Source organism: Rhizobium sp. AG207R (assembly GCF_027109195.1).
Classification (GTDB): Bacteria; Pseudomonadota; Alphaproteobacteria; order Rhizobiales; family Rhizobiaceae; genus Rhizobium; species Rhizobium dioscoreae.
Map to the genome: position 1 here is coordinate 398,239 of NZ_JAEPVT010000006.1, position 22,096 is coordinate 420,334.

The following is a 22,096-nucleotide window of genomic DNA, read 5'->3' on the forward strand; positions in this document are numbered from 1 at the left end:
GCGAGTTACCGCTTCTTTTTGTTTTCGTAGGGATTTTCCGACGAGCGGAAATGAATGCGGATGGGCACGCCCGGCATGGAGAAGTCCTGACGAAGGCCATTGATCAGATAGCGCACATAGGATTCCGGCAGCGCATCCGAACGGGTGCAGGAAATCATGAAGGCCGGCGGCCGCGCCTTTACCTGCGTCATGTATTTCAGCTTGATGCGGCGGCCGGAAACGGCCGGTGGCGGATGCTGAACCTGCTGCGTCTCGAGCCAGCGGTTGAGGCGCGCGGTCGAGACGCGCTTGTTCCAGACCTTGTCCGTATCGACGATCGCCTGCATCAGGCGATCAAGCCCCTCGCCCGTCTGGCCGGCAATCGGTATGGCGCGAATGCCCCGCGCCTGCGGCAATAACCGGTCGGTCTTTTCGCGCAGATCGGCGAGCACGGCTTGGCGATCCTCGATCATGTCCCACTTGTTGAAGGCAAGCACGGCGGCACGCCCCTCGCGGATCACGAGATCGACGATCTGCAGATCCTGCTTCTCGAAGGGAATGGTCGCATCAAAGACGATAACGACGGTTTCGGCGAAACGGATGGCGCGCAGCGTGTCGGCAACCGAGAGCTTCTCCAGCTTCTCCGTGACCTTCGCCTTGCGGCGCATTCCGGCGGTATCGAACATTTTGACGGTACGGCCCCGCCAGCTCCAGTCGACGGAGATGGAATCGCGGGTGATGCCAGCTTCCGGGCCGGTCAGCAGCCTGTCTTCGCCAAGGAAGCGGTTGATGAGCGTCGACTTACCGGCATTCGGACGGCCAACAATCGCCACGCGCAACGGGCGCGTCTCGTCATAGGCGGGCTCTTCGTCGATCTCTTCGCCATCTTCGCCGACGGCAGGACGTGGAATGCTGACATTCGTCTCCGCCTCATCTTCCTCTTCCCCGAAGGCGCGCTCAGGCCCGATCGCCTCGACGATCGCGTCGCGCAGATCCATCATGCCCTGGCCGTGTTCGGCCGAGATCGGGCAAGGTTCGCCGAGACCGAGCGTATAGGCATCGTAGAATCCGCTGTCGGAACCACGCGCTTCGGATTTGTTGGCAACCAGCACCACGGGCCGGCCGCGCTTGCGCAGCATTTCGGCAAGCGTCTTGTCGACATGCGTCAGGCCCATCTTGGCATCGACGACGAACAGCGTCAGGTCGGCTTCGTCGATCGCCGCCTCCGTCTGGGCGCGCATACGGCCCTGAAGCGATTCATCCTGAGCCTCTTCAAGACCGGCGGTGTCGACGATGCGAAAACGGAGATCGATCAGCTTGGCATCGCCGGGACGACGGTCACGCGTGACGCCCGGCGTATCGTCGACGAGCGCCAGCTTCTTGCCAACCAGCCGGTTGAACAGCGTGGACTTGCCGACATTCGGGCGACCGACGATCGCGACCGTAAAACTCATTGAGCGATCCTTCAGCCTTTTGCGACCGGAGCCTTGCCGGATGCAGTGATGAGATCGAGCAGCATCTGGGCACGGTTGGCAACATTGCGCGGGCTCTGCGGATCGTCGACGATCGCCTGGAACCACTGCCGGGCCTTGGCGAAATCGCCGGCCTTGTAAGCGGCAAGGCCGAGAACGTCGCGCGCCGAATGGCGGAAGGCGTCGGCGGGGACGGCCAGTTCCTGGGCTTCGGCGGCGACCTGATCGTAGGTGCCGGTATCGACGAGAAGGTAGGCAGCACGCAGGCGGGCCGCATTACGGATAACGACCGGAAGGTCCGTCTGCTTGCCGACCGCCGAGAAGGTGGCGATGGCAGCGGCCTTGTCCCCCTTCTGTGCCTGCAGCGTCGCGGCGCGCAGGCGGGCCAGCACCGGATAGGAGCCGGGGCCGCTCTTTTCGATGGCGGCGAATGCGGCCAGCGCTTCATCCGTCTTGTTCTGATCGGCCAGCGTCAGCGCGGCAATGAACTGATCGCCACCGCTGCCGGCCTGATTGCCGGCCCAATAGCGATAGCCGCTATAGGCTGCGGTGCCAAGGACGACGAGCACGGCAGCACCGATGATGAGCTTGCCGAAACGACGCCATATGAACCGCAGCTGGTCCGAGCGCAGTTCCTCGTTCACCTCGCGGATGAAGCTATCGTCATTGAATGCCATTCTTGTCTCCGGCCCAGGCCAAATAGTTCAAAGCTTAGGTTTAGTGGGGCCTTCTACTCCATTTTGCGGCTGATGTAAGGGGGAATGGCAGAAATCGTCACATAACGAGCGGCGAAACCCCGATAATCCACGCATGAAGCTTCCAAATGATCAAGGCCCAGACAATAACGCCGATGACGATCGCATAAAGATCATATTTCGCCGAAACGAACGGACGCGGGGTAATTTCGCCGGCCCGCTCGCGCCGTTTCAGCGAAATGCGCAGAATTACGCCCCAGCAGAGGAAGGCGGCAAAGAGCAATATCGCCGCTCCATCACCATTCGACAGGAGATGCGCCAACGCCCAGATCTTCACCGACAGCACCATCGGATGCTTGGTCCTGACCGCGATATGCCCCGCCGGCAGCAGCGAGGCGACAAGACAGATCAGGGCGAAGAGCATCAGCAGGATGGTGATGTGGCTCATCCAGAACGGCGGCGTCCAGATCGGGGTCATGTCGCGCGCCTGACCGAAACCGTAGATCAGAATGACCAGCGCCACGATGCTGGCAATCGAATAGGCACCCTTCCAACCGCCCTCACCCAAACGCGCGATCATCGAGCGTCTGAGGCCGGGGGCAACAACACGGACCAGATGGAGGCCGAGAAAGAGAACAATGCCGAGAACGAGCAATGCCATGGATGAAATCCTTTATGGTCTTGTAGTCACATCCTTATCGGCTGCCGCAAAAAAATGCCAGCATCACCGCAGCTTCGCCGCAATTGCGCGAAAGGAAGGAAGCGATCCTGAGCGCGCTATCCGATATCGCTGGACGATTCCTGGCAAGCCTTGCTCGACGCAATCAATATTCGGTACCCATGTTTCGCTTTGCTACCTGTCTCTCCGTCGCCATTTCCTTAGGGCTTCCCGTCGCCGCCCAGGCCGATGACAAGCCCAAGCAACTCGTCATGATCTCCTTCGATGGTGCTCATGACAATGCGCTCTGGACCAAGAGCCGCGAGATCGCTTCGCGCAATGGCGCGCATTTCACTTACTTTCTGTCCTGCACTTTCCTGATGAACAAGACGCAGGCCAAGGCCTACCAGGGGCCGAAGCAGCGGCCGGGCAAATCGAATGTCGGCTTCGCCAAGAGCGAGGATGATGTGCGCACGCGCATCGCCAATATCTGGGGCGCGCATCAGGAAGGCCACGACATCTCAAGCCATGCCTGCGGCCATTTTGACGGCAAGGGCTGGAGTGCTGCTGACTGGAAACAGGAATTCATGAATGCGCGGATCGCGCTTCGCGACGCCTGGAAGAATGTTGGCCTTGCCGACAAGGAGCCCCAGGGTTGGGAAGATTTCGCGACGAACGACGTCAAGGGATTTCGCGCGCCCTATCTCTCCACCAGCGATGGCCTCGTGCCAGCGGAAAAGGAGATGGGTTTCCAGTATGATGCAAGCCTGGTCACCAAAGGCCCTGCACTGCCGCAGGTCGTCGACGGCATCTATCGCTTCGGTCTGCCACTGATCCCCGAAGGTCCCGAACATCGCCAGGTCATCGGCATGGACTACAATCTCTATGTCCGCCACTCCAGGGGCGTAGAAGACAAGGCCAATGCCAAGACCTATGAAGACCGCACCTTCGATGCCTTCGAAGCCGCCTTCAACAAGCAGTATGACGGCGAGCGCATTCCGCTGCAGCTCGGTTTCCATTTCGTCGAAATGAATGACGGCGCCTATTGGCGCGCCCTCGACCGCTTCGTCAGCGATGTCTGCCACAAGCAGGATGTCGCCTGCGTCAGCTATTCTGAAGCGATTCCATTGATTGCGGCAAGAGGCAAGCCGCAGCAGGGGTGAGGGCAATCGGACGAAGCCCTCGTGGTTGTCTAATCGCATTCCATCCGTCAAGCTGGTTTTGGCATTGAACGACCTTGCCGGCTTGCGGGACAGGCAACGCGGCCGAACCGATTGAGTGGATCTGCCCTCTCCGGCCATGTCGTACTGAGCTATCCAGTGCTGGGCGCAGGGTTGTCTCCGCGGTCGGCAAATGCCGCCGCACAATGGTCTTCGCAGGTGGGATCTTCCTATGTTCGAGACGCAGTCTCAACGAGCTGCAGCCACTAGAAGCGGAATGATCCTGCCCACGTCCGCAGCAGGGACGCTCAGCGCCCAGAGTTAGATGGCGCGCTGAGGGACGACGACTGGGCGTCTCCTATACGGTGGCGCCAGCCGATGCGTTGAACACTTCTGCCGTCTTGAGCATGCTGTGCATGATGACCGCGAGTTTCCGGGCCACGGCCACAGCGGCCCGCTTGAAGCCGAGTCGCTCGCGCAGCTTAAGTCCCCAACTCTTGAGACTGCTCTCGGTCCTGGCACTGGTTCTCGTCAGCAGCGTTGTCGCCGCTTCGTAAAGCAACCCACGTAAGCGATTGTCACCCCTGCGCGAGATATGGCCGTCATAATCGACCTCGCCTGATTGGTAGCGCCGGGTTGTCAACCCGAGCCAGGCGCCCACCGAGCGCGACGTTCGAAAGTTTCCTGGATCTTCAATTGCCGTAACGTAGGATACCGCCGTGACAACCCCGATGCCTGGGATTGTCATCAGTAGCTTCGTAGCTTGGCTCTCACGCGCCACCACCAGCAACTGGCGACTGAGATCAGCTGCGCGCTTTCGGAGATCGTGCCACGCCTCCAAAAGAGGCAAGATAACTTTTGCAAGCTCGTTGTTCCCATCCAAAAGCTTCCGCACATCGCCATCAAATACTCGACCCTTCGCTTTCGGGATGATCAGGCCGAAGGTCTTCATCAGGCCGCGGATTTGATTGCCGAGTTGTGTTGAGATGTTCAAAAGCTGTGCGCGGGCAGCCACCAACGTGCGGGCCATCATGGCGTCAAACGACTTGACGCGAACCGCTTTGTAAAAACCCGCTTCAGCGAGTTGCGCCAAGCCGTCCGCATCATTGGTATCGGTCTTGTTGAGCGTCTCGTTCAATACCTTTTGTGCGTGCCGCGCTTCAATGCAGATCGCAGGAACCCCCTCGGTCGTCAACGCGTGATAGAACCACGTCGACAGCGGTCCCGTTTCGAATACGACGCGCCGAGCGCGGGGAGCATGCCTGCGGATCATCTCTGCCAGAAGTTTTGGATCCGAAGGGCACTTCCCCCGCCAGATCCGCTTGCCGTTCTCCCGGATCGATATCGCGGTATCTTTCAATGAAACATCAAGCCCAATATACTGGTTCATGGTTGCCTCCATCCGATGTTTGGGCCCGGTTCCAATCGAGAGCCCTTTTTCCATCTTATCGGGGGCAACCACCCCCGCTAGCACAAAAAGCCAGGGCGAGATCGCGCCGCGATTACTCCATGTTCGAGACGGCCTTTCAGGCGGCCTCACCATGAGGACGCCTCCTGCAGAAGGCTGAATATTGAATTGGCTTCACGCAATAACGCGCTCCATCCTCACCCTGAGCTTGTCGAAGGCGAGGATGGCCCGAATATTCTAACCAACGAAAAGTCTACGGAGCCTTCTCATCAGCCGTCGGCGTGGATGACGCCCGCTTCGCGTTCCAGATAGGTTTGATCGATCTTCGGTAACGGCTCATCGTCGATCGCTGCCTCGAAAGCCTTCAGACGCTTGTGAATCGACAGAAGCTCGATGATCGTCGTCCAAGAATTGACGAGGTATTGGAAGGAATTGCTGACCTGACCGAAGGCAGTCGCGATCTGCTGATATATACCGTATGTGATCGCACCGGCAACGAAGGTCGGCACCAGCATGAACAATACGAACATCGTATCGGCCTGCAGATAGAAATAGCGCGCGACGTTGAAATAAACGTAGTGGAAGTAGATGCGGAAATAATTGCGCCGAACGTTGGCGAAAAGCTCCTTCACCGTCGTGGGCTGTGCCCGCTCTTCGTGATCCTCACCATAGACAAGCTCCTTGCGATAAGCCGCCTCTACGCGCTGGTTCTTGAAATTCAGCCCAGGAAGCTTGATGCCAGCGACCGCCAGTAGAACGGTGCCAAAGATCGACCAGAAAAGCGCCAGCCAGAAAAGTGAATGCGGAATTTTGCCAATAATCGGCAGCTCCGTTACGTAGGTCGAAAGCGCAAGCAGAATTGGCAGGAACACAATCAGCGTCATAACGGAATTGATGAGACTGATGCCGAGGCCTTCCAGCACACTGGAAAAGCGCATTGTGTCTTCCTGCACACGCTGCGAGGCACCCTCGATATGGCGAAGCTTCTCCCACTTCGACATGTAGAAGTCGTTCATCGCCGTCCGCCAGCGGAAGATGTAGTGGCTCGTAAAGAAATCCGTCAGAATCGAGACGAACATGCTGAGGAACGCGATCTGCGCAAAGATGATCATCAACGAATAGAAACTGTCAGTCGTCACACCCGGCTGCTTCGTGAGTGCAGCCTGTAGCAGATCGCCGAAGGGGCGGCGAAAATTGTTGATAACTACGGTGACCTGAACACCGAAATAGGTAACCAGGATGATGAGCGCAGAACCCCAAAGCGACCAAATCTTCCAGGGGTGGCTCCAGGCGCGAATGTGCCAAGCACCACAGAAGATAACGATGCAGGCAAGAAAGAATCCGTAAAACCAGAGATTTCCCCACAGCAGAAAATAGCTGAGATCGTATGGCTCCTTTCCTTCACCAGGCAACACGAAACCTAGCCGTGTCCCCAGGTCCGAAAAGAACAGATACCAGGCCGCAATGCAGGCAAGCGTCCAGACCACCATTGACGTGAAGAAAGGTTTCGGCTGCGGAAAGAAGGAGTGGAACACGGTGGATAGGCTTCCTTGATCGGGTTCAGACTGGAACCGCAAATGACGTTAATTTGTGGCGAGCCTAGGACAGTTCGCCAAGAGCGGCAACCGGCCAAGACATATTCTTACATAGATGTAATCGCTTATCCCACGATCGTGATGCAGTTGTTCAGCAACGGATTTTCACCCATTGGATGAACTCTCTCCCGCTTTTGAATGATAACCAGCAAGCGATCGTCCCATCTCGCAGCTCGCCTCTTGCAGAAAACTATCTTACGATATATATCTTACGACATGACTAACGATATAAACTCTCACCCTTCAAGGAGAAACGATATGAGAGGTTTTAGAGATCGTCACATGTTCGGAGATGGCTTTGACATCGTCGAGGCATATATCCTACGACACGGTCGAGGCCGTGAATCGCGCGGTGAGCATAGGAGAGACTTCATGAGAGGCTTCAAGGGCGGCATGTTCGGCGGCGGGTTTCGCACCGGCCGCAAGTTCGATGCGGCCGATCTGCAGCTCATCATCCTCGCGTTGCTCTCCGAACAGCCGCGCCACGGCTATGAACTGATCAAGACCTTCGAGGAGCGCTCCGGCGGCTTTTATGTACCGAGCCCGGGCGTCATCTACCCGGCGCTAACCTATCTCGAAGAGACCGGCCAGGCCGAAGTCGAGGTGAGCGGCGCGAAAAAGCTCTACCGTATCACCGAAAGCGGCCAGAAGCGCGTCGACGACAATCGCGATCTGGTCGAGGCAACGCTCGCCAAGCTCACCTCCATCGGCGAGAAAATGGCCCGCGTCCGCGAGGTTTTCGGCGGTGACGATGAGGATGGCCGCGACAATCCTTTCGATCGCCATGGCGCCGGTGACGTCCATCGCGCCCGCCACCTGCTGCGCTCCGCACTTCGTTCGAAGTTCCCATGGAGCAAGGCCGAAGGCGCACGCATCGCGGCAATCCTCGAGCGCGCCGCCGCCGATATCATCCGCGGCGAAACGAAGGGCCAGGACGAGCCGAAGGCTGACGATTGAGCTACGGCATGTCGCGCAAAACTGCGTAGCGGTTTTGCGATAACGACATGCGCAAATTAGACGCCTGAAGCGCAGGGCACGAAACTGAAAGTTCGCGACGGCTTCAGGACGTCAGGCGTCCGGCAATGTCAGGATGACCGGCCCGTTGCGGGTAGCGATGATCGTGTGTTCGTACTGGACGGTGGGAGCCTGGGGATCGGCATAGAGCGTCCACGCGTCGTCGCCGCCTTCTGCCCAGGTTGCACCGAGCGACAGAAATGGCTCGACCGTAAAAACCAGGCCATCCTCCATGATCCGGGTCTCGGAAGGGTCCGCCCAGGTGGAAACCTCGGCGGGCTCTTCGTGCAGCGAGCGACCGATGCCATGACTGGCGAGATTGGCAATCAAAGTATAACGGTTCTTCTGCGCGAAGGCGCCGACCGCCTGCCCGATCTTCGCAAGCGGCGCACCGCTCTTCACCTGATTGAGGCCGACCCAGAGCGCCCTCTTACCGTCGCGGCAAAGGCGCTCGATCTTCGGCTTGACCGGCGGCACGGTAAAGGACGCGCCGGTATCGGAGAAGAAGCCATCCTTCTCGGCCGATACATCGAGATTGACCAGATCGCCCGCCTTGATAACACGTGGGCCTGGAATGCCATGAGCCACTTCCTCGTTGACGCTGATGCAGGTCGCGCCGGGGAACTTGTAGACCAGTTCCGGCGCCGATTGCGCGCCGGCATCTTCCAGCACCTTGCGGCCGATCGCGTCGAGTTCCAGCGTCGTAATACCCGGCTCCAGTGCTGCGGCCATGGCCTGCAGCGCGTTGGCGCAGATGCGGCCGATATCTTTTAGTTTGGTCAGTTCTTCTTCGGTCGAAACGATCATCTACGGCTTCCGGCACCCCTCGCACTCTCGGCAACGTGCGGCGAGAGGCTCAAGGTCGCTTTCGCCCCTTCCCTCCGCACAGTCAATGTCTTTGTGAGGTTTTCCGCCAGATAGCGCAGCTTTCGAAATCCGAAAGGGGTCAGGAACGAGGATCGTCCGCGAGCAATGCCCAGCGTTCATGATCGCACCAGACGCCGCCGATTTTCAGATATTTGGGCGAGAACCCTTCCTTGCGGAAGCCGAGCCGTTTGACCAGCGCAATGGACGGATGGTTGCCCGGCTGGATATTGGCCTCCACGCGATGCAGGCCCACGGCATCGAAGGCGTGCGCGACGGCCAGACGAACCGCTTCAGTCATGAACCCCTGACCGGCGAAACCCACCATGCCGTGATAGCCGAGAAAGGCGCTGCGAAAGCCTCCCCAGACCATCTGACTGATATTGACGACGCCGACGATGCCGCCCGAACCGGGGTCGCGCGCCACCAGCCCGATGTTCGGCCCCGTCACCGTCTGACCGAACCACGCGTCGAAACCGTCACGATCAAGGAAGGGATAGGCCCAGGGCACATGGTGCGCGCGGCTCGCGATATTGGCGGCGATCAGCTCGTCCGCATCCGATTGCCTGACCGGCGCGATGATCACTTGCGGCATGGCTCGCTCCGTCCTTATTGAGGAGCGAGCCTTATCAAATCGAATCCAAAATCAAAAGCTTCGCTGAAAGAACGGAATCATTTTCCGAACCGCTTCATAACGAAGATAAAGTCCGCCCCAGGCGATCACTCCAAGATAAACGCCGAACAGCAGATGCGAGAAGATCGGGCTGCCGACTCTCAGATGCGTCGCGATCGCCCCACCGAGCAGACCCGTCAGCAGGATGGCGCCGAGGACGGACGTCCTCGGGATCGCATAGAGAATGGCGCAGCCGAGCGTGATGATGCCGAGCAGCCGCGCAAGTGCCGGATCGGCAGAATAACCAAGCCCCGCCATCGTCTCGGTGACGACCGAAAGCGGAACAAGCTTGATCGCGCCATCGAACAGCAGGAAGGCGATGACCAGTCCGCTCAGGATCATACCGGTCACGCGCTGCGCGCGCGTGACCGAGGGCAAAGATGAATCAGCAGCATAAGACATTGTCACATCCCCCGGAATTGAATCGGAAATTCAGATCTTGGCTGCCAGTGCTGCGAGCTGCTCGGCGCACTGACCCCATCCCTGATGAAAGCCCATCTTCTCATGCGCCTCGCGATCCTCCGCGGACCAATGCAGCACCGTGGCGGTATAACGGGTCTTGCCACCGTCGAGCTCGTCGAGCTGGATCGTCACCACCATGAAGGGCTTGGCCGACGGCACCCAGGCGCTGGTGAAGGCATCGGTGAAGACGATCCGCTCATTCGGCACCACTTCCAGATAGACGCCGTTGCCCGGATAATCCTCGCCTTCTGGGCTGCGCATGGTGATCGAGCTTGAGCCTCCGGCACGAGCGTCGACGCTGGCTGCCGATATCGTCCATGGCAGCGGTGCGAACCATTGTTTCAAGAGCTCCACTTCGGTCCAGCAACGGAAGATCTTGTCTCGTGGTGCGTCGATGACGCGGGTCAGGGAAAGCTCGTGGCGTTGGCTCTGTTCAGTCATATCTTGCTCCTCTTTGTTGTTTGACGCGGCCTGCTCGGCCCATACACGAATGACGTTCGAGACGGTCATTTCCCGACAGCGAAGACACAGGTTTTTCGATTATTTTGCAGTCGCAAAAGCATCCGCGCTCAGACGATCGAGCTGATAACGAATATGGGCTGCTTCGGCGGGGGAGCGGGCGAGCGCTATGGCTCTGTCGAAAGCGACACGAGCCTCTTGCGCGCGACCGAGCTGCGCAAGCAGACCACCTCTCACACCATGAAAATAGAAATAGCTGTCGAGCTGTGCTTCCAGCGGCGCAATCAATGCCAGAGCCGCCTCCGGCCCCTTGAGCTTCGAGAGCGCGACCGAGCGGTTGAGTGTGACGACGGGTGACGGCGTCAGCCGCTCCAGCATCTGGTAGAGAAGATCGATCTCTTCCCAATCCGTATCGGCGGCGCGCTTCGCTCTCGAGTGCAGCGCTGCGATCGCCGCCTGCACCTGATAGGGACCAGGCTTGCGGTGACGGATCGCCTTGTCGAGCAGCGCCAGTGCCTCGTCGATCAGCGTCCGATCCCAGAGCGAACGGTCCTGATCTTCCAGAAGGATGATCTGTCCATTGGCGTCGAACCTGGCGTGTTTGCGCGATTGCTGCAGAAGCATCAGTGCCAGCAGCGCCATGGTTTCCGGCTCGGAGGGAAAGATTCGCAACAGCAACCGGCCAAGCCGGATCGCCTCGTCGGCGAAAGCGGCCGCCTCACGATGGGTTCCGCCGGCCGAATAGCCTTCGTTGTAGATCAGGTAGATCATGGCACTGACGAGCGCCAGCCTTTCGCTCCGCTCTACCGCACCCGGTGTTTCGAAGGGAACGCCAGCTGCAGCGACACGCGCCTTGGCTCTTGTAATGCGCTGCTCCATCGCGCTTTCGCTGACGAGGAAGGCGCGAGCGATCTGCTGCACCGAAAGGCCGGAAACGATGCGCAATGCGAGTGCAATCTGCTGCGTCGCCGGCAGATCCGGATGGCAGCAGATGAACAGCAGCCGAAGAATATCGTCGCGATATCCGGAGCCATCAAGCCGTTCGGCCAGATCACTCTCCACATCACTCGTATCGGAGATCGCCTCTTCATCCGGCAGGCTCTGCAACTTGGCCTGCTTGCGCACCGTATCGATGCCGCTGTTGCGGCCGACGAAGATCAGCCAGGCAATGGGATCGCGTGGCGGCCCCTTGTCGGGCCAGGTCTTCAAGGCCCTGAGGCAGGCCTCCTGAAAGGCCTCCTCGGCAATGTCGAGATTGCGGAAATAGCGCAAAAGCGCGCCCATCACCTGGGGTCGGGCGTTGGTAAGCGCAATGTCGATCCAGGCAATGTCGGTCATGTTGCAACGGCTCCTGGCCGGAAGACATAAAGCGGGCGGATTTCATAGGAGCCGACGCCGGGATTGGCGACGGCAAGCTCCTTCGAAAAACCGATGGCTTCGTCTAAAGTTTCGAAATCGACGACGTAGAAGCCGAGCAACTGCTCCTTCGTTTCCGCGAAGGGACCGTCGATCACGATCGGTTCGTTCTTACCCTTGCGCAGGGTCGTTGCCGCCGTCGTTGGCATCAGCCGTGCTACGGGGCCGAGCTTTCCAGCCTTTGCCAGCGGCTCCTGCACGGCAATCAACCGTGCCATCGTCGCGTCTTCCTGTTCCTTGGACCAGGCAAACACCGTGTCTTCGTCGTTGTAGCATAGGATCGCGTAAAGCATTGAGATTCCCTTCTCCCTTTAAAGACGAAGGAATATCACCCGTACCGACAGGCTACGTCAAAAAATATCGAAGAGGATCTCAGATGTTCCCACGCCGGATCGCCAGCATACCGGCCTTCGCATCAAGCTCCGCCATAGCGCCGATAAAAACGCTTGCCGGGCTATCGCCATGCCCGAGCGGCAGGCCGCCGAGGATCGGCACTTTCAGTTCGGTCAGATGTTCACGCAGGATGTCGATCACCGAATAAGGGCGGTCGAACTCGAAGTCAGTAAACTGGCCAACAGCGACCCCTGCCAAACCATCCAAATGCCCGGCCTTGCGCAGCATGGTCATCTGGCGGTCCACCTGACCGCGATACATATTAACGGCTTCGAGCAAAAGAACCGCGCCATTCAGATCCGGCAGCGCCCAACCAGCCGAGGTCGCAACCATATCCAGATTGCCACCGATCAGCGGCCCTCTGGCCGTCCCGCCTGTCGTCAGACGGAAGGTCGGTTCATCGGGACGAGCTTCGATGACGATATCTTCGGTCGTCATCATCGCGCGACATAATGCTGCGCGCGTGTAAGGACTGACATCATCGTCATTCGGCCCGCGAAAGAAGGCTCCATGAATGCCGATCTGATGGCCATTCCTCAGGAGGCTGAGATGCAATGCGGTGATGTCGCTGAAGCCGATGACGAATTTCGGGTCGCGCCGCACAGCGGCAAAATCCAGTTTGTCGGCAATCCGATATGATCCCTTGCCGCCGCGGGTCGTAAAGATCGCCCGTACCTCTGGATCGCGAAGAGCAGTATTGAGATCGGCCAGCCGCTCCTCGTCAGTCCCGGCAAGATAGTCTCGTTTGCAAAAAGCGTGTTCACCGAAATCGACGTTCAATCCCCAGTTTTTCAATATTTCAGCATGCCTCAGAACCATATCCCTGTCGGGCGGGCTTGCTGGGGATACAAAGCGCACCTTGTCGCCCGGCCGCAAGGGCGGCGGCATCGATATCAGATCGGCGTCTGAATGGCTGCGTGATTCCATGGAGCGATCTTGGCACGGAATCACGACCAGCGTCAGCCGCAGATTGACCGTTGGCGGATCCTTAGCTCAAGAATTGATGACGGCCTCAGCCGTTATCGGTGCCGGTCGCTTGCCCTTGGCATCGGCTTCAACTGTCCAGCCGGCCTTCGCCTTGCCTGCCCATAACGGCAGGCCGATGGATTGCGACACGGCCGGATCGCTTGTGAACACCGGATAGCCGCGTTCCAAAAGCCGTTCGAGAACCTCGCGATCCTTGCGCACATGCAGCCGGGCGAGATTTTCCTGATTGTAGACGTGCCCGCCGGAATCGGGATTGATGCCGGTGATGATCACTTCGGTGGCGCCGTTATAGATCGCGAAGAGCACGGCATTGATGCCGTTCGAGCATTTGTCGTCGGCGCCGAGTTCGCTGCACTTCACCCCGCCGACCCGGTCGAGCAGTGCCATGCGCTTGTAGCGATCGACGATCTCCAGCTTGTCGTAGCTATAGTTGAACCTCCGCAGACCCTCTTCCAGCCGCTCGCGCTCTTTCCGCCAGAGCAGAACGTAGAGCATCTTGGTCCGTTCGCCGTTCAGAACCCGTCGCACCTCGACGGCATTGGTGTTGGTGCCTTCGATCTGGTTGAACTGGACGAGCGTCACATCGGGCGCCTCGATCCCCCAGCCCTTCGTCACCGTCTGCGAACCGTTGATGGTGATGACCTTGAAGCTCTCATCGAAATCCACCGGCTTGTTCGAAACCGGCGCCGAGCCGACGACGAGAACAGGCCCATCGAACCGCTCGGCCAGCATTGGCGGCTTCGGCCGTGTCAGATGATATTTGATCTGCCGGTAGTAATGTTTTTTCAGTTCAGAAAATTGAGCAGCCATTATTCGCTTTATCGTCTCTTGAGAAGGCGTCCGCCCTCAAAAGGTGCGGTCCGGCGAAATGTGGCACGGAATCCTCCCGGAGCCACGAACAAGGCGAGTATCGCTGCGCGCACTTATATAAGCAAAATAAAGAAATCTTACACGACATAACCTGGGGTGAGCAGCCGATGAGGGCCGATCACCCCTGCCGTGTACTCAAGGTGCGCGACACCGCGTTCTTCCAGCCTTTGAGCTTCGCGTTTCGGGTCTTGTCATCCATGCTGGGTTCGAAACGCCGGTCTCGCGCCCAGGCTTTGGCAAAGCCGGTGCGATCCGGCCAGACGCCGGCGCGGCTGCCAGCAAGCCAGGCGGCACCCAGCGCGGTCGTTTCAAGGATCGTCGGGCGGTCGACCGGTGCATTCAGGAGATCGGCAAGCCGCTGCATCGTCCAGTCGGAAGCGACCATGCCGCCGTCGACGCGCAGCACCGTCCCCTGCCCGTTGCCGTTGCGCCAATCCTTATGCATGGCATCCAGGAGATCGCGAGACTGGTAGCAGACCGCCTCCAGTGCCGCCCGGACGATCTCCTCAGGTCCGGTATTGCGCGTCAGCCCGAAAATCGCGCCACGTGCGTCCGGATCCCAATGCGGTGCCCCGAGGCCGGTGAAGGCCGGCACCAGATAAACCTCCTGCAGGGGATCGGCCTTGGCCGCCAGCTCGCCGGAATCCGAAGCGCGCTGGATGGCCTTCAGACCATCGCGCAGCCATTGTACCGCAGCGCCCGCGATGAAGATCGAGCCTTCGAGCGCATAGGTCGTCTCGCCATTCAGCCGATAGGCGATGGTGGTCAGCAGGCGGTTTTTCGAGCGCACCATATCAGCGCCGGTGTTGAGCAGTGCGAAGCAGCCGGTGCCATAGGTGGATTTCATCATGCCGCGTTCGAAGCAGGCCTGGCCGATCGTCGCCGCCTGCTGGTCGCCGGCAACGCCGAGGATCGGGATCTCCGCGCCGAAATGCGTGGAATCGGTGACGCCGAAATCCGCCGCACAATCCTTCACCTCGGGCAGCATGGCAGCGGGAACGCGCAGGATTTCCAGCAGTTCCTCATCCCATTTATTCGCACCGATATTGTACATCAGCGTCCGCGAGGCATTGGTGGCATCGGTGACGAAGCTCTTGCCCCCTGTCAGACGCCAGATCAGGAAGGTATCGATGGTGCCGAAGCACAGCTTGCCTTTGGCGGCAAGGGCACGCGTATCTTTCACGTTGGAGAGCAGCCAGGAGAGTTTGGTGCCGGAAAAATAGGGATCGAGCAGCAGGCCGGTGCGGCGCGTGAAGAGCTTTTCCAGGTCCTGCCGCTTCAGTTTCTCGCAATAGCTCGCCGTTCGGCGGTCCTGCCAGACGATGGCATTGTGGATCGGCTTGCCGGTCTCGCGATCCCACACGACGACCGTCTCGCGCTGATTTGTGATGCCGAGGGCTGCAATATCCTTGGCGGTGATGCCGGCAGCCTCGATCGCCTTGCGGACGGTGACGAGGACAGAGGACCAGATTTCCTCCGGATCGTGCTCTACCCAGCCCGGCTTCGGATAATGCTGAGTGAATTCCTTCTGCCCGACACCGGCAACCTTCATCTTGCCGTCGAAAACGATAGCCCGTGTCGACGTCGTTCCCTGATCGATCGCCAAGACATAACCGCTCATGCACTCCTCCCGCCTGTTGCGTCCCGAAACAACAGATACGCGAGCAAAACGAATGTGAAAAGAAAGCAAAACGAAATTTTTTCGCTAAAGGATATACTTTTCGATTCACAGCATGGTGGCCGAAGGGCCACCAGCATTGCGATTGCCATATCCGGAGGTTTGGGACTAGGCTGAGATCGTTTTGCACTGCAGCAGGAAGCTGCGCTGTCCAAGGAGATGATCATGGCAAGAACAGTTGTCGTCACCGGTTCCACAAGCGGTATCGGCCTCGCCATCGCGGCCGCCTTCGCCGCCAAGGGCGATAACGTCGTCATCAACGGCTTCGGAAAGCCCGAGGAAATCGATGCGATCAAGACGAAGCTCGAAGCCTCCGGCGGCGGCAAGGTGATCTATCATCCGGCCGATATGACGAAGCCTGCCGAGATCGCCGATTTGATCGCGACTGCCAACTCCACCTTCGGCAGCGTCGATGTTCTCGTCAATAATGCCGGCATCCAGCATGTCGAGAAGATCGAGGATTTCCCGATCGAGAAATGGGATCAGATCATCGCGATCAATCTCTCCAGCTCCTTCCACACCATCCGCGCCGCCATTCCGCTGATGAAGGCTAGGAAGTACGGGCGCATCATCAACATAGCCTCGGCGCATGGCCTGGTCGCCTCTCCCTTCAAATCCGCCTATGTCGCGGCAAAACATGGTATATTGGGCCTGACCAAGACCGCAGCGCTCGAGCTTGCCGAGTTCGGCGTGACGGTAAATGCCATTTGCCCAGGCTATGTCCTGACCCCGCTTGTCGAGAAGCAGATCCCGGACACCGCGAAGGCCCGCGGCATGACCGAGGAGCAGGTCAAAAACGAAGTCATCCTCAAGGCGCAGCCCACGCATGAATTCGTCAAGGCCGAGGAAATCGGTGCCCTCTCGCTCTACCTTGCCAGCGACGAGGCGCGCCAGGTGACCGGCACACACGTCTCGATTGACGGTGGCTGGACCGCGGAATAACCATTTGCGGTTAGGGCCGGATTCGTTCGCGCATCCGGCCCCGGCCAAGACATCATAAACGGGAACGACATGAGCGACAGCATCCGCTTTATCCTCAACGGCGAGGATATCATTCTATCCAGCCTGCGCCCTACCGAGACGCTGCTCGACTTCCTGCGTCTCAACCGGAGACTGACGGGCACGAAGGAAGGATGCGCGGAAGGCGACTGCGGCGCCTGCACGGTGCTTGTGGGACGTTTGATCGATGGTGGGCTGCACTATGAATCCGTCAACGCCTGCATCCGCTTCGTCGGCTCGCTGCATGCGACCCACGTCGTCACCGTCGAACATCTCGCCGCCCAGAACGGCACGCTTCACCCGGTCCAGCAGGCCATGGTCGATTGCCACGGCTCGCAATGCGGCTTCTGCACGCCGGGTTTCGTCATGTCGCTCTATGGTCTCTGGCTGACGACGGAAAAGCCCAGCCGGGATCAGATCGAAAAATCGCTGCAGGGCAATCTCTGTCGGTGTACGGGCTACGAGCCGATCGTCAAGGCGGCCGAGCAGGTCAGCCAGAAGCGGCCGAGCGCTCTTTTCGATCCACTTGAAAAGACCAGGGCCGATATCATCGCCCGCCTCTGGGCGATGCAGGGTGGCGATACCATCGAGATTGCCGAGGGTGAGGATCGCCTCATCGTGCCCGGCTCTGTCTCGGCGCTGGCACAGGTGCTTGCCGACGAGCCGACGGCGACCGTCGTTGCCGGCTCGACCGATGTCGGCCTCTGGGTCACCAAGCAGATGCGCCGGCTGAACCCGGTCGTTTTTATCAATCATCTGACCGATCTGCAGAAAATCGTCGTCGAAGACGATGGGCTTGGTATCGGCGCCGGCGTCACCTACAGCCGCGCTTTTGCTGTGATCGGCGAAAAGATCCCGGCCTTTGCCAACCTCATCAACCGCATCGGCGGCGAGCAGGTGCGCAACATGGGCACCATCGGCGGCAATATCGCCAACGGCTCGCCGATCGGCGACACGCCGCCGCCGCTGATCGCGCTCGGCGCAACGGTGAAACTCCGCTCGACAGCGGGCACACGCAGCCTGCCGCTCGAAGATTTCTTCATCGATTACGGCAAGCAGGACCGGCATCCCGGTGAGTTCGTCGAGAGCATCTTCGTACCCTATCCTGCCAAGGGTACGCATTTCGCCGTCTACAAAATCTCCAAGCGCCGCGATGAGGATATTTCGGCCGCTTGCGGCGCCTTCCATCTGTCATTGGATTCAGCCGGCAATGTCGAAGATATCCGCATCGCCTTCGGCGGCATGGCCGGCACACCGAAGCGCGCTCGCACTGTCGAGGCAGAATTGATCGGCAAGCCGTGGACAGAGGCAACGGTCATGGCCGCACGCGATGCCTTCGACAGCGACTACACGCCGCTCACCGATTGGCGTGCCTCCGCCGAATACCGCCAGCTGACCGCCAAGAATCTTCTCATCCGCTTCTATCTTGAGACATCAGGCGCACCGCAGGAATTGAAGCGTTTCGCGACGGCGGAGGTCTGAGCTATGGACAAGTCTACGTTCGAAGAAGCCAAGGTCCTCATCAACGGCTCGATGCACGGCTCGTTACGCCATGATTCCGCACATAAGCACGTCACCGGAGCCGCCGATTATATTGATGACATTCCCGAACCGGCCGGGCTGCTGCATGGCGCGCTGGGCCTTTCCGATCGCGCGCATGCCGAGATCACCGGCATCGATCTCTCGGCCGTCAAAGCATATCCAGGTGTCGTCTGGGTCTTCACTGGCTCGGATATCCCCGGCGTCAACGACACCAGCTCCAACGGCATGCATGACGAACCGCTGCTTGCCGAGACGAAAGTCGAATTCCACCGGCAGCCGATCTTCGCCGTCATCGCCGAAACCCGCGATGCCGCCCGCCGTGCTGCCCGCCTTGCCAGGATCGATTATCGCAACCTCCCGCATTGGAGCGATATCGACGGCGCGCTCGCCAATGGCGCACCGCTCGTCTACGAGCCGATGACGCTGAAGCGCGGCGAGCCGGAAACTGAAATGGCCAACGCCAAGCACCGCATCAAGGCGCAGATGCGCATCGGCGGTCAGGAGCACTTCTATCTCGAAAGCCATATCGCCATGGCGATCCCCGGCGAGGACGACGAAGTCGCTGTCTGGTCCTCGACGCAGCATCCGAGCGAAATCCAGCATATCGTCGGCCATGTTCTCGGCATCCCGTCCAACGCCGTCACCGTCAACGTACGCCGCATGGGCGGCGGCTTCGGGGGCAAGGAAACGCAGGGCAACCAATTTGCGGCTCTTGCCGCCGTCGCCGCCAAGAAGCTCGGCCGCGCCGTTAAATTCCGTCCCGACCGCGACGAAGACATGAGCGCCACGGGCAAGCGGCACGACTTCCTCGTGGATTACGAGGTCGGCTTCGACGACGAAGGCCGCATCCACGCCGTCGACGCCACCTATGCCGCGCGCTGCGGCTTCTCCTCCGATCTTTCCGGCCCGGTGACCGACCGCGCGCTGTTCCATGCGGATTCCAGCTATTTCTACCCGCATGTGCATCTGGTCTCGAAGCCGCTGAAGACGCATACAGTCTCCAACACCGCCTTCCGTGGCTTTGGAGGCCCGCAGGGCATGGTTGGTGGCGAGCGCATGATAGAAGAGATCGCCTATGCGCTCGGCAAGGATCCACTCGAAATCCGCCGTGCCAACTTCTACGGCCAGCCGGGCTCCGGCCGGACACTGACCCCCTATCATCAGGAGGTCACAGACAACATCATCAACCGCGTCGTCGACGAGCTCGAACAGAGTTCCGACTATCAGGCGCGGCGCAAGGCGATCATCGAGTTCAACCGCTCCAGCCGCTTCATCCGCAAGGGCATCGCGCTGACGCCGGTGAAATTCGGCATCTCCTTCACCATGACCGCCTTCAATCAGGCAGGCGCGCTGGTGCATATCTATCAGGATGGCTCCATTCACCTGAACCATGGCGGCACCGAAATGGGTCAAGGCCTCTATACGAAGGTGGCGCAGGTTCTGGCCGACAGTTTCCAGGTCGATATCGACCGGGTGAAGATCACAGCGACAACAACAGGTAAGGTGCCGAATACATCGGCGACGGCGGCCTCATCCGGCTCCGACCTGAACGGCATGGCAGCCTATGACGCTGCTCGCCAAATCAAGGAAAGGCTCATCACCTTCGCAGCCGAGAAATGGGGCGTGGGCGCGGAAGAGGTGCAGTTCCTTCCCAATCGCGTACGCGTCGGAGAAACGGAAATCCCCTTCCCCGATTTCGTCAAGCAAGCCTATTTCGCCCGCGTGCAGCTCTCGGCCGCCGGCTTCTACAAGACGCCAAAGATCCATTGGGACCGCAAGGCCGGCCGCGGCACGCCATTCTACTACTTTTCCTATGGCGCCGCCTGCTCGGAAGTGTCGATCGATACGCTGACGGGCGAATATCTGATCGACCGCACTGACATCCTTCACGACGTCGGTCGCTCGCTTAATCCGGCGATCGACATCGGCCAGGTCGAAGGTGCCTTCGTGCAGGGCATGGGCTGGCTGACGACCGAGGAGCTCTGGTGGGATGCCAAGGGCCGACTGCGCACCCATGCGCCCTCCACCTACAAGATCCCCCTCGCCTCCGACCGCCCGAAAATCTTCAACGTCCGCCTTGCGGAATGGTCGGAAAACACGGAGGCGACCATCGGCCGCTCGAAGGCCGTGGGCGAGCCGCCCTTCATGCTGAGCATATCCGTGCTCGAGGCCCTATCGATGGCGGTCGCCAGCGTCGCGGATTACCGCGTCTGCCCCCGCCTCGACGCCCCGGCGACACCGGAGCGCGTGCTGATGGCGGTGGAGCGGCTGAAGGGGATGTGATTGTCGTCCTGCCAAACGAGAGGACTGCATTTGACGCAGCCCCCTGTCAGCTTCGCTGACATCTCTCCCACAAGGGGGGAGATTGTTGGGGGTGTCGCTCCACCTAACAGAACATGCCACTGTCGTTTCCACAGATACTATCTTCGTTTGATATCCGAAGAAAGCTGCGGGTTACCCATCTCTCCCTTGTGAGGGAGATGTCCCGACAAGGACAGAGGGGGCACTCACGCTCCACATACATGAAGGGTCTCAATTCATGACCCAACCCCTCGACGGTCCTCACCACCTACAGCAGCGACCTATCGTCATAACGCGGCTCACGCCCATCCAGAAATCCAAGGTCGCGCTTCAGCCGGTCCGGCATCTCATCGAGGTCTAGATGCGGTGACGGTTCGCCGTGCTTCAGGAAGACCTGCATCAGCGGCTCCAGAAGACGCGCCACAAGCGCGGGCTTGGCTGCCTCCACCGGCTCGATCACATAACAGTCCATGACAACACCTCAATTCAATCAACGATATGAATTGCAGTCTGGCGCGAAAAATGCTGGAATTCCAATCGAACTATCGTCTGCATACATAAAGAGAACTTATCCATGAAGCAGTCCAAGCGCTTCCCGCTGAATGCCTTGCGCGTTTTCGAAGCCGCCGCCCGGCTCGGCAGTTTCACCCGCGCCGGCGAAGAGCTTGGCATGACGCAGACGGCGGTCAGCTATCAGATCAAGCTACTGGAGGAGACGGTGGGGGAGCCGCTATTCCTGCGTCGTCCGCGGCAGATCCTATTGACGGAAGCCGGAGAACAGCTCGCGCCGAAAGTGGCTGAAGCCTTTGCCCTGCTGCAGGAGGCCATGGCCTCGATCAGTGGCGATGCCGAAACGACGCTGCGCATTCATTCGACGCCCACCTTCGCCTCGCAATGGCTGGCTCGTCATGTCGGGTCGTTTCAGCTCAAGCATCCCAATATCGCGGTCCGGCTGGATACCTCCGGCTCGATCATCGACTTCGCCCGGGAGCCCTCCGATATCGCCATCCGCGCCGGGCGTGGCCAATGGCCGGGACTGCGCGCCCATCTTTTGATGAAGGTCTATTTCACGCCGATGCTGAGCCCGGCGCTTGCCGAATCTATCGGCGGCATACATGAACCGGCCGATCTCCTGAAGCTCCGTATCATCGACGCAGGCGACCCGTGGTGGGCGCAATGGTTCAAAGAGGCCGGCGTTCCCGATCCCGGCCTTCAGGGCCGGCCGCGAAGCAGGCTCGGTGCCCAGTCCTTCGAGGCGAGCGCAGCATTGGCCGGCCAGGGCGTCGCCATCCTGACCCCGGAGTTCTATGCGGACGATCTGGCTTCCGGCCGGCTGATCCAGCCCTTTGATATTCTTTCGTCCGACAATACGGACTACTGGATCGCTTATCCCGAAAACAGACGTCATACGCCGCGCATCCGCGCCTTCAGGGATTGGCTCCTCCGCGAATTCGGCATGCCGCTGGAATAG

At 59.6% G+C, this 22,096-nt stretch carries 21 protein-coding genes; 6 read left to right on the forward strand and 15 right to left on the reverse strand.

The features are described from left to right. Positions 1–5: 5 nt before the first annotated feature. The 3 genes from der to JJQ51_RS17060 all read right to left on the reverse strand — a co-directional run bounded on the left by der (position 6) and on the right by JJQ51_RS17060 (position 2,807). A complete protein-coding gene (gene der, locus JJQ51_RS17050; RefSeq protein WP_113332185.1) occupies positions 6–1,433 on the reverse strand; it encodes a ribosome biogenesis GTPase Der in 1,428 nt (475 codons plus the stop codon). Between the two features lie 11 nt (positions 1,434–1,444). Further along, positions 1,445–2,128, reverse strand: a complete 684-nt coding sequence (locus JJQ51_RS17055; protein WP_095435471.1) for a tetratricopeptide repeat protein — start codon at positions 2,126–2,128, stop codon at positions 1,445–1,447. Between the two features lie 97 nt (positions 2,129–2,225). After that, positions 2,226–2,807, reverse strand: coding sequence for an NnrU family protein (locus JJQ51_RS17060; protein WP_152092603.1), 582 nt, complete (start codon positions 2,805–2,807; stop codon positions 2,226–2,228). Between the two features lie 179 nt (positions 2,808–2,986). Between JJQ51_RS17060 and JJQ51_RS17065 the strand changes: the two genes are divergently transcribed. Further along, entirely contained in the window at positions 2,987–3,967 is a 981-nt protein-coding gene (locus JJQ51_RS17065; protein ID WP_152092602.1) for a polysaccharide deacetylase family protein, read from the forward strand. A gap of 355 nt (positions 3,968–4,322) precedes the next feature. Here JJQ51_RS17065 and JJQ51_RS17070 read toward each other — a convergent pair whose 3' ends face one another. Together JJQ51_RS17070 and sbmA are read right to left on the reverse strand one after the other, a co-directional pair. Further along, on the reverse strand, positions 4,323–5,354 hold the full coding sequence (locus tag JJQ51_RS17070; RefSeq protein WP_113353887.1) for an IS110 family transposase: 1,032 nt from the start codon (positions 5,352–5,354) through the stop codon (positions 4,323–4,325). A gap of 287 nt (positions 5,355–5,641) precedes the next feature. After that, positions 5,642–6,907 (reverse strand): peptide antibiotic transporter SbmA, encoded by a 1,266-nt coding sequence (gene sbmA / locus JJQ51_RS17075; protein ID WP_113388981.1) that lies wholly within the window; start codon positions 6,905–6,907, stop codon positions 5,642–5,644. A 432-nt stretch (positions 6,908–7,339) separates the two neighbouring features. Between sbmA and JJQ51_RS17080 the strand changes: the two genes are divergently transcribed. Beyond that, a complete protein-coding gene (locus JJQ51_RS17080) occupies positions 7,340–7,924 on the forward strand; it encodes a PadR family transcriptional regulator (RefSeq protein ID WP_113332311.1) in 585 nt (194 codons plus the stop codon). A gap of 111 nt (positions 7,925–8,035) precedes the next feature. Here the strand turns inward: JJQ51_RS17080 and map are convergent, their stop codons facing one another. The 9 genes from map to glpK all read right to left on the reverse strand — a co-directional run bounded on the left by map (position 8,036) and on the right by glpK (position 15,726). Then, on the reverse strand, positions 8,036–8,788 hold the full coding sequence (gene map / locus JJQ51_RS17085; protein WP_112720880.1) for a type I methionyl aminopeptidase: 753 nt from the start codon (positions 8,786–8,788) through the stop codon (positions 8,036–8,038). 139 nt (positions 8,789–8,927) lie between these two features. Beyond that, entirely contained in the window at positions 8,928–9,440 is a 513-nt protein-coding gene (locus JJQ51_RS17090) for a GNAT family N-acetyltransferase (protein WP_092711816.1), read from the reverse strand. Between the two features lie 51 nt (positions 9,441–9,491). Then, on the reverse strand, positions 9,492–9,920 hold the full coding sequence (locus JJQ51_RS17095; protein ID WP_113332180.1) for a DoxX family protein: 429 nt from the start codon (positions 9,918–9,920) through the stop codon (positions 9,492–9,494). A 30-nt stretch (positions 9,921–9,950) separates the two neighbouring features. Further along, positions 9,951–10,421: an SRPBCC family protein gene (locus JJQ51_RS17100; RefSeq protein ID WP_113332310.1), complete on the reverse strand. Its 471-nt coding sequence runs from the start codon at positions 10,419–10,421 to the stop codon at positions 9,951–9,953. Between the two features lie 99 nt (positions 10,422–10,520). Continuing rightward, positions 10,521–11,777, reverse strand: a complete 1,257-nt coding sequence (locus JJQ51_RS17105; protein WP_269244971.1) for an RNA polymerase sigma factor — start codon at positions 11,775–11,777, stop codon at positions 10,521–10,523. Beyond that, on the reverse strand, positions 11,774–12,148 hold the full coding sequence (locus tag JJQ51_RS17110; RefSeq protein ID WP_113351807.1) for a YciI family protein: 375 nt from the start codon (positions 12,146–12,148) through the stop codon (positions 11,774–11,776). Before JJQ51_RS17110 ends, JJQ51_RS17105 begins: the two co-directional genes overlap by 4 nt. 79 nt (positions 12,149–12,227) lie before the next feature. Continuing rightward, on the reverse strand, positions 12,228–13,175 hold the full coding sequence (locus JJQ51_RS17115) for a S66 peptidase family protein (protein WP_233789747.1): 948 nt from the start codon (positions 13,173–13,175) through the stop codon (positions 12,228–12,230). A 66-nt stretch (positions 13,176–13,241) separates the two neighbouring features. Further along, positions 13,242–14,045 carry a membrane-anchored protein gene (locus JJQ51_RS17120; RefSeq protein ID WP_269244972.1) on the reverse strand — a complete coding sequence of 268 codons (804 nt, stop codon included), beginning with the start codon at positions 14,043–14,045 and terminating at the stop codon, positions 13,242–13,244. Between the two features lie 178 nt (positions 14,046–14,223). Then, complete coding sequence (gene glpK / locus JJQ51_RS17125) at positions 14,224–15,726, reverse strand: glycerol kinase GlpK (protein ID WP_152096536.1); 1,503 nt, start codon at positions 15,724–15,726, stop codon at positions 14,224–14,226. 222 nt (positions 15,727–15,948) lie between these two features. Between glpK and JJQ51_RS17130 the strand changes: the two genes are divergently transcribed. From JJQ51_RS17130 to xdhB, 3 genes are all read left to right on the forward strand, one after another. Continuing rightward, positions 15,949–16,725 (forward strand): 3-hydroxybutyrate dehydrogenase, encoded by a 777-nt coding sequence (locus JJQ51_RS17130; RefSeq protein WP_113351804.1) that lies wholly within the window; start codon positions 15,949–15,951, stop codon positions 16,723–16,725. A 69-nt stretch (positions 16,726–16,794) separates the two neighbouring features. Then, positions 16,795–18,264: a xanthine dehydrogenase small subunit gene (xdhA, locus tag JJQ51_RS17135; protein WP_113332176.1), complete on the forward strand. Its 1,470-nt coding sequence runs from the start codon at positions 16,795–16,797 to the stop codon at positions 18,262–18,264. 3 nt (positions 18,265–18,267) lie between these two features. Beyond that, entirely contained in the window at positions 18,268–20,607 is a 2,340-nt protein-coding gene (gene xdhB, locus JJQ51_RS17140) for a xanthine dehydrogenase molybdopterin binding subunit (RefSeq protein ID WP_113332175.1), read from the forward strand. Between the two features lie 286 nt (positions 20,608–20,893). Here xdhB and JJQ51_RS17145 read toward each other — a convergent pair whose 3' ends face one another. Beyond that, on the reverse strand, positions 20,894–21,097 hold the full coding sequence (locus JJQ51_RS17145) for a hypothetical protein (protein WP_069612746.1): 204 nt from the start codon (positions 21,095–21,097) through the stop codon (positions 20,894–20,896). A gap of 102 nt (positions 21,098–21,199) precedes the next feature. Between JJQ51_RS17145 and JJQ51_RS17150 the strand changes: the two genes are divergently transcribed. Next, positions 21,200–22,096, forward strand: coding sequence for a LysR substrate-binding domain-containing protein (locus JJQ51_RS17150; protein WP_113332174.1), 897 nt, complete (start codon positions 21,200–21,202; stop codon positions 22,094–22,096).

Excerpts from the sequence above, each read along its gene's own strand:
- JJQ51_RS17150 (WP_113332174.1), top strand. The coding sequence starts at position 21,200 with ATGAAGCAGTCCAAGCGCTTCCCGCTGAATGCCTTGCGCGTTTTCGAA.
- JJQ51_RS17080 (WP_113332311.1), top strand. The coding sequence starts at position 7,340 with ATGAGAGGCTTCAAGGGCGGCATGTTCGGCGGCGGGTTTCGCACCGGC.
- JJQ51_RS17120 (WP_269244972.1), bottom strand. The coding sequence starts at position 14,045 with ATGGCTGCTCAATTTTCTGAACTGAAAAAACATTACTACCGGCAGATC.
- JJQ51_RS17105 (WP_269244971.1), bottom strand. The coding sequence starts at position 11,777 with ATGACCGACATTGCCTGGATCGACATTGCGCTTACCAACGCCCGACCC.
- JJQ51_RS17130 (WP_113351804.1), top strand. The coding sequence starts at position 15,949 with ATGGCAAGAACAGTTGTCGTCACCGGTTCCACAAGCGGTATCGGCCTC.
- JJQ51_RS17100 (WP_113332310.1), bottom strand. The coding sequence starts at position 10,421 with ATGACTGAACAGAGCCAACGCCACGAGCTTTCCCTGACCCGCGTCATC.
- JJQ51_RS17055 (WP_095435471.1), bottom strand. The coding sequence starts at position 2,128 with ATGGCATTCAATGACGATAGCTTCATCCGCGAGGTGAACGAGGAACTG.
- glpK (WP_152096536.1), bottom strand. The coding sequence starts at position 15,726 with ATGAGCGGTTATGTCTTGGCGATCGATCAGGGAACGACGTCGACACGG.
- der (WP_113332185.1), bottom strand. The coding sequence starts at position 1,433 with ATGAGTTTTACGGTCGCGATCGTCGGTCGCCCGAATGTCGGCAAGTCC.
- JJQ51_RS17145 (WP_069612746.1), bottom strand. The coding sequence starts at position 21,097 with ATGGACTGTTATGTGATCGAGCCGGTGGAGGCAGCCAAGCCCGCGCTT.
- JJQ51_RS17065 (WP_152092602.1), top strand. The coding sequence starts at position 2,987 with ATGTTTCGCTTTGCTACCTGTCTCTCCGTCGCCATTTCCTTAGGGCTT.
- JJQ51_RS17115 (WP_233789747.1), bottom strand. The coding sequence starts at position 13,175 with ATGGAATCACGCAGCCATTCAGACGCCGATCTGATATCGATGCCGCCG.
- JJQ51_RS17090 (WP_092711816.1), bottom strand. The coding sequence starts at position 9,440 with ATGCCGCAAGTGATCATCGCGCCGGTCAGGCAATCGGATGCGGACGAG.
- map (WP_112720880.1), bottom strand. The coding sequence starts at position 8,788 with ATGATCGTTTCGACCGAAGAAGAACTGACCAAACTAAAAGATATCGGC.
- JJQ51_RS17060 (WP_152092603.1), bottom strand. The coding sequence starts at position 2,807 with ATGGCATTGCTCGTTCTCGGCATTGTTCTCTTTCTCGGCCTCCATCTG.
- JJQ51_RS17095 (WP_113332180.1), bottom strand. The coding sequence starts at position 9,920 with ATGTCTTATGCTGCTGATTCATCTTTGCCCTCGGTCACGCGCGCGCAG.
- JJQ51_RS17110 (WP_113351807.1), bottom strand. The coding sequence starts at position 12,148 with ATGCTTTACGCGATCCTATGCTACAACGACGAAGACACGGTGTTTGCC.
- xdhA (WP_113332176.1), top strand. The coding sequence starts at position 16,795 with ATGAGCGACAGCATCCGCTTTATCCTCAACGGCGAGGATATCATTCTA.
- xdhB (WP_113332175.1), top strand. The coding sequence starts at position 18,268 with ATGGACAAGTCTACGTTCGAAGAAGCCAAGGTCCTCATCAACGGCTCG.
- JJQ51_RS17070 (WP_113353887.1), bottom strand. The coding sequence starts at position 5,354 with ATGAACCAGTATATTGGGCTTGATGTTTCATTGAAAGATACCGCGATA.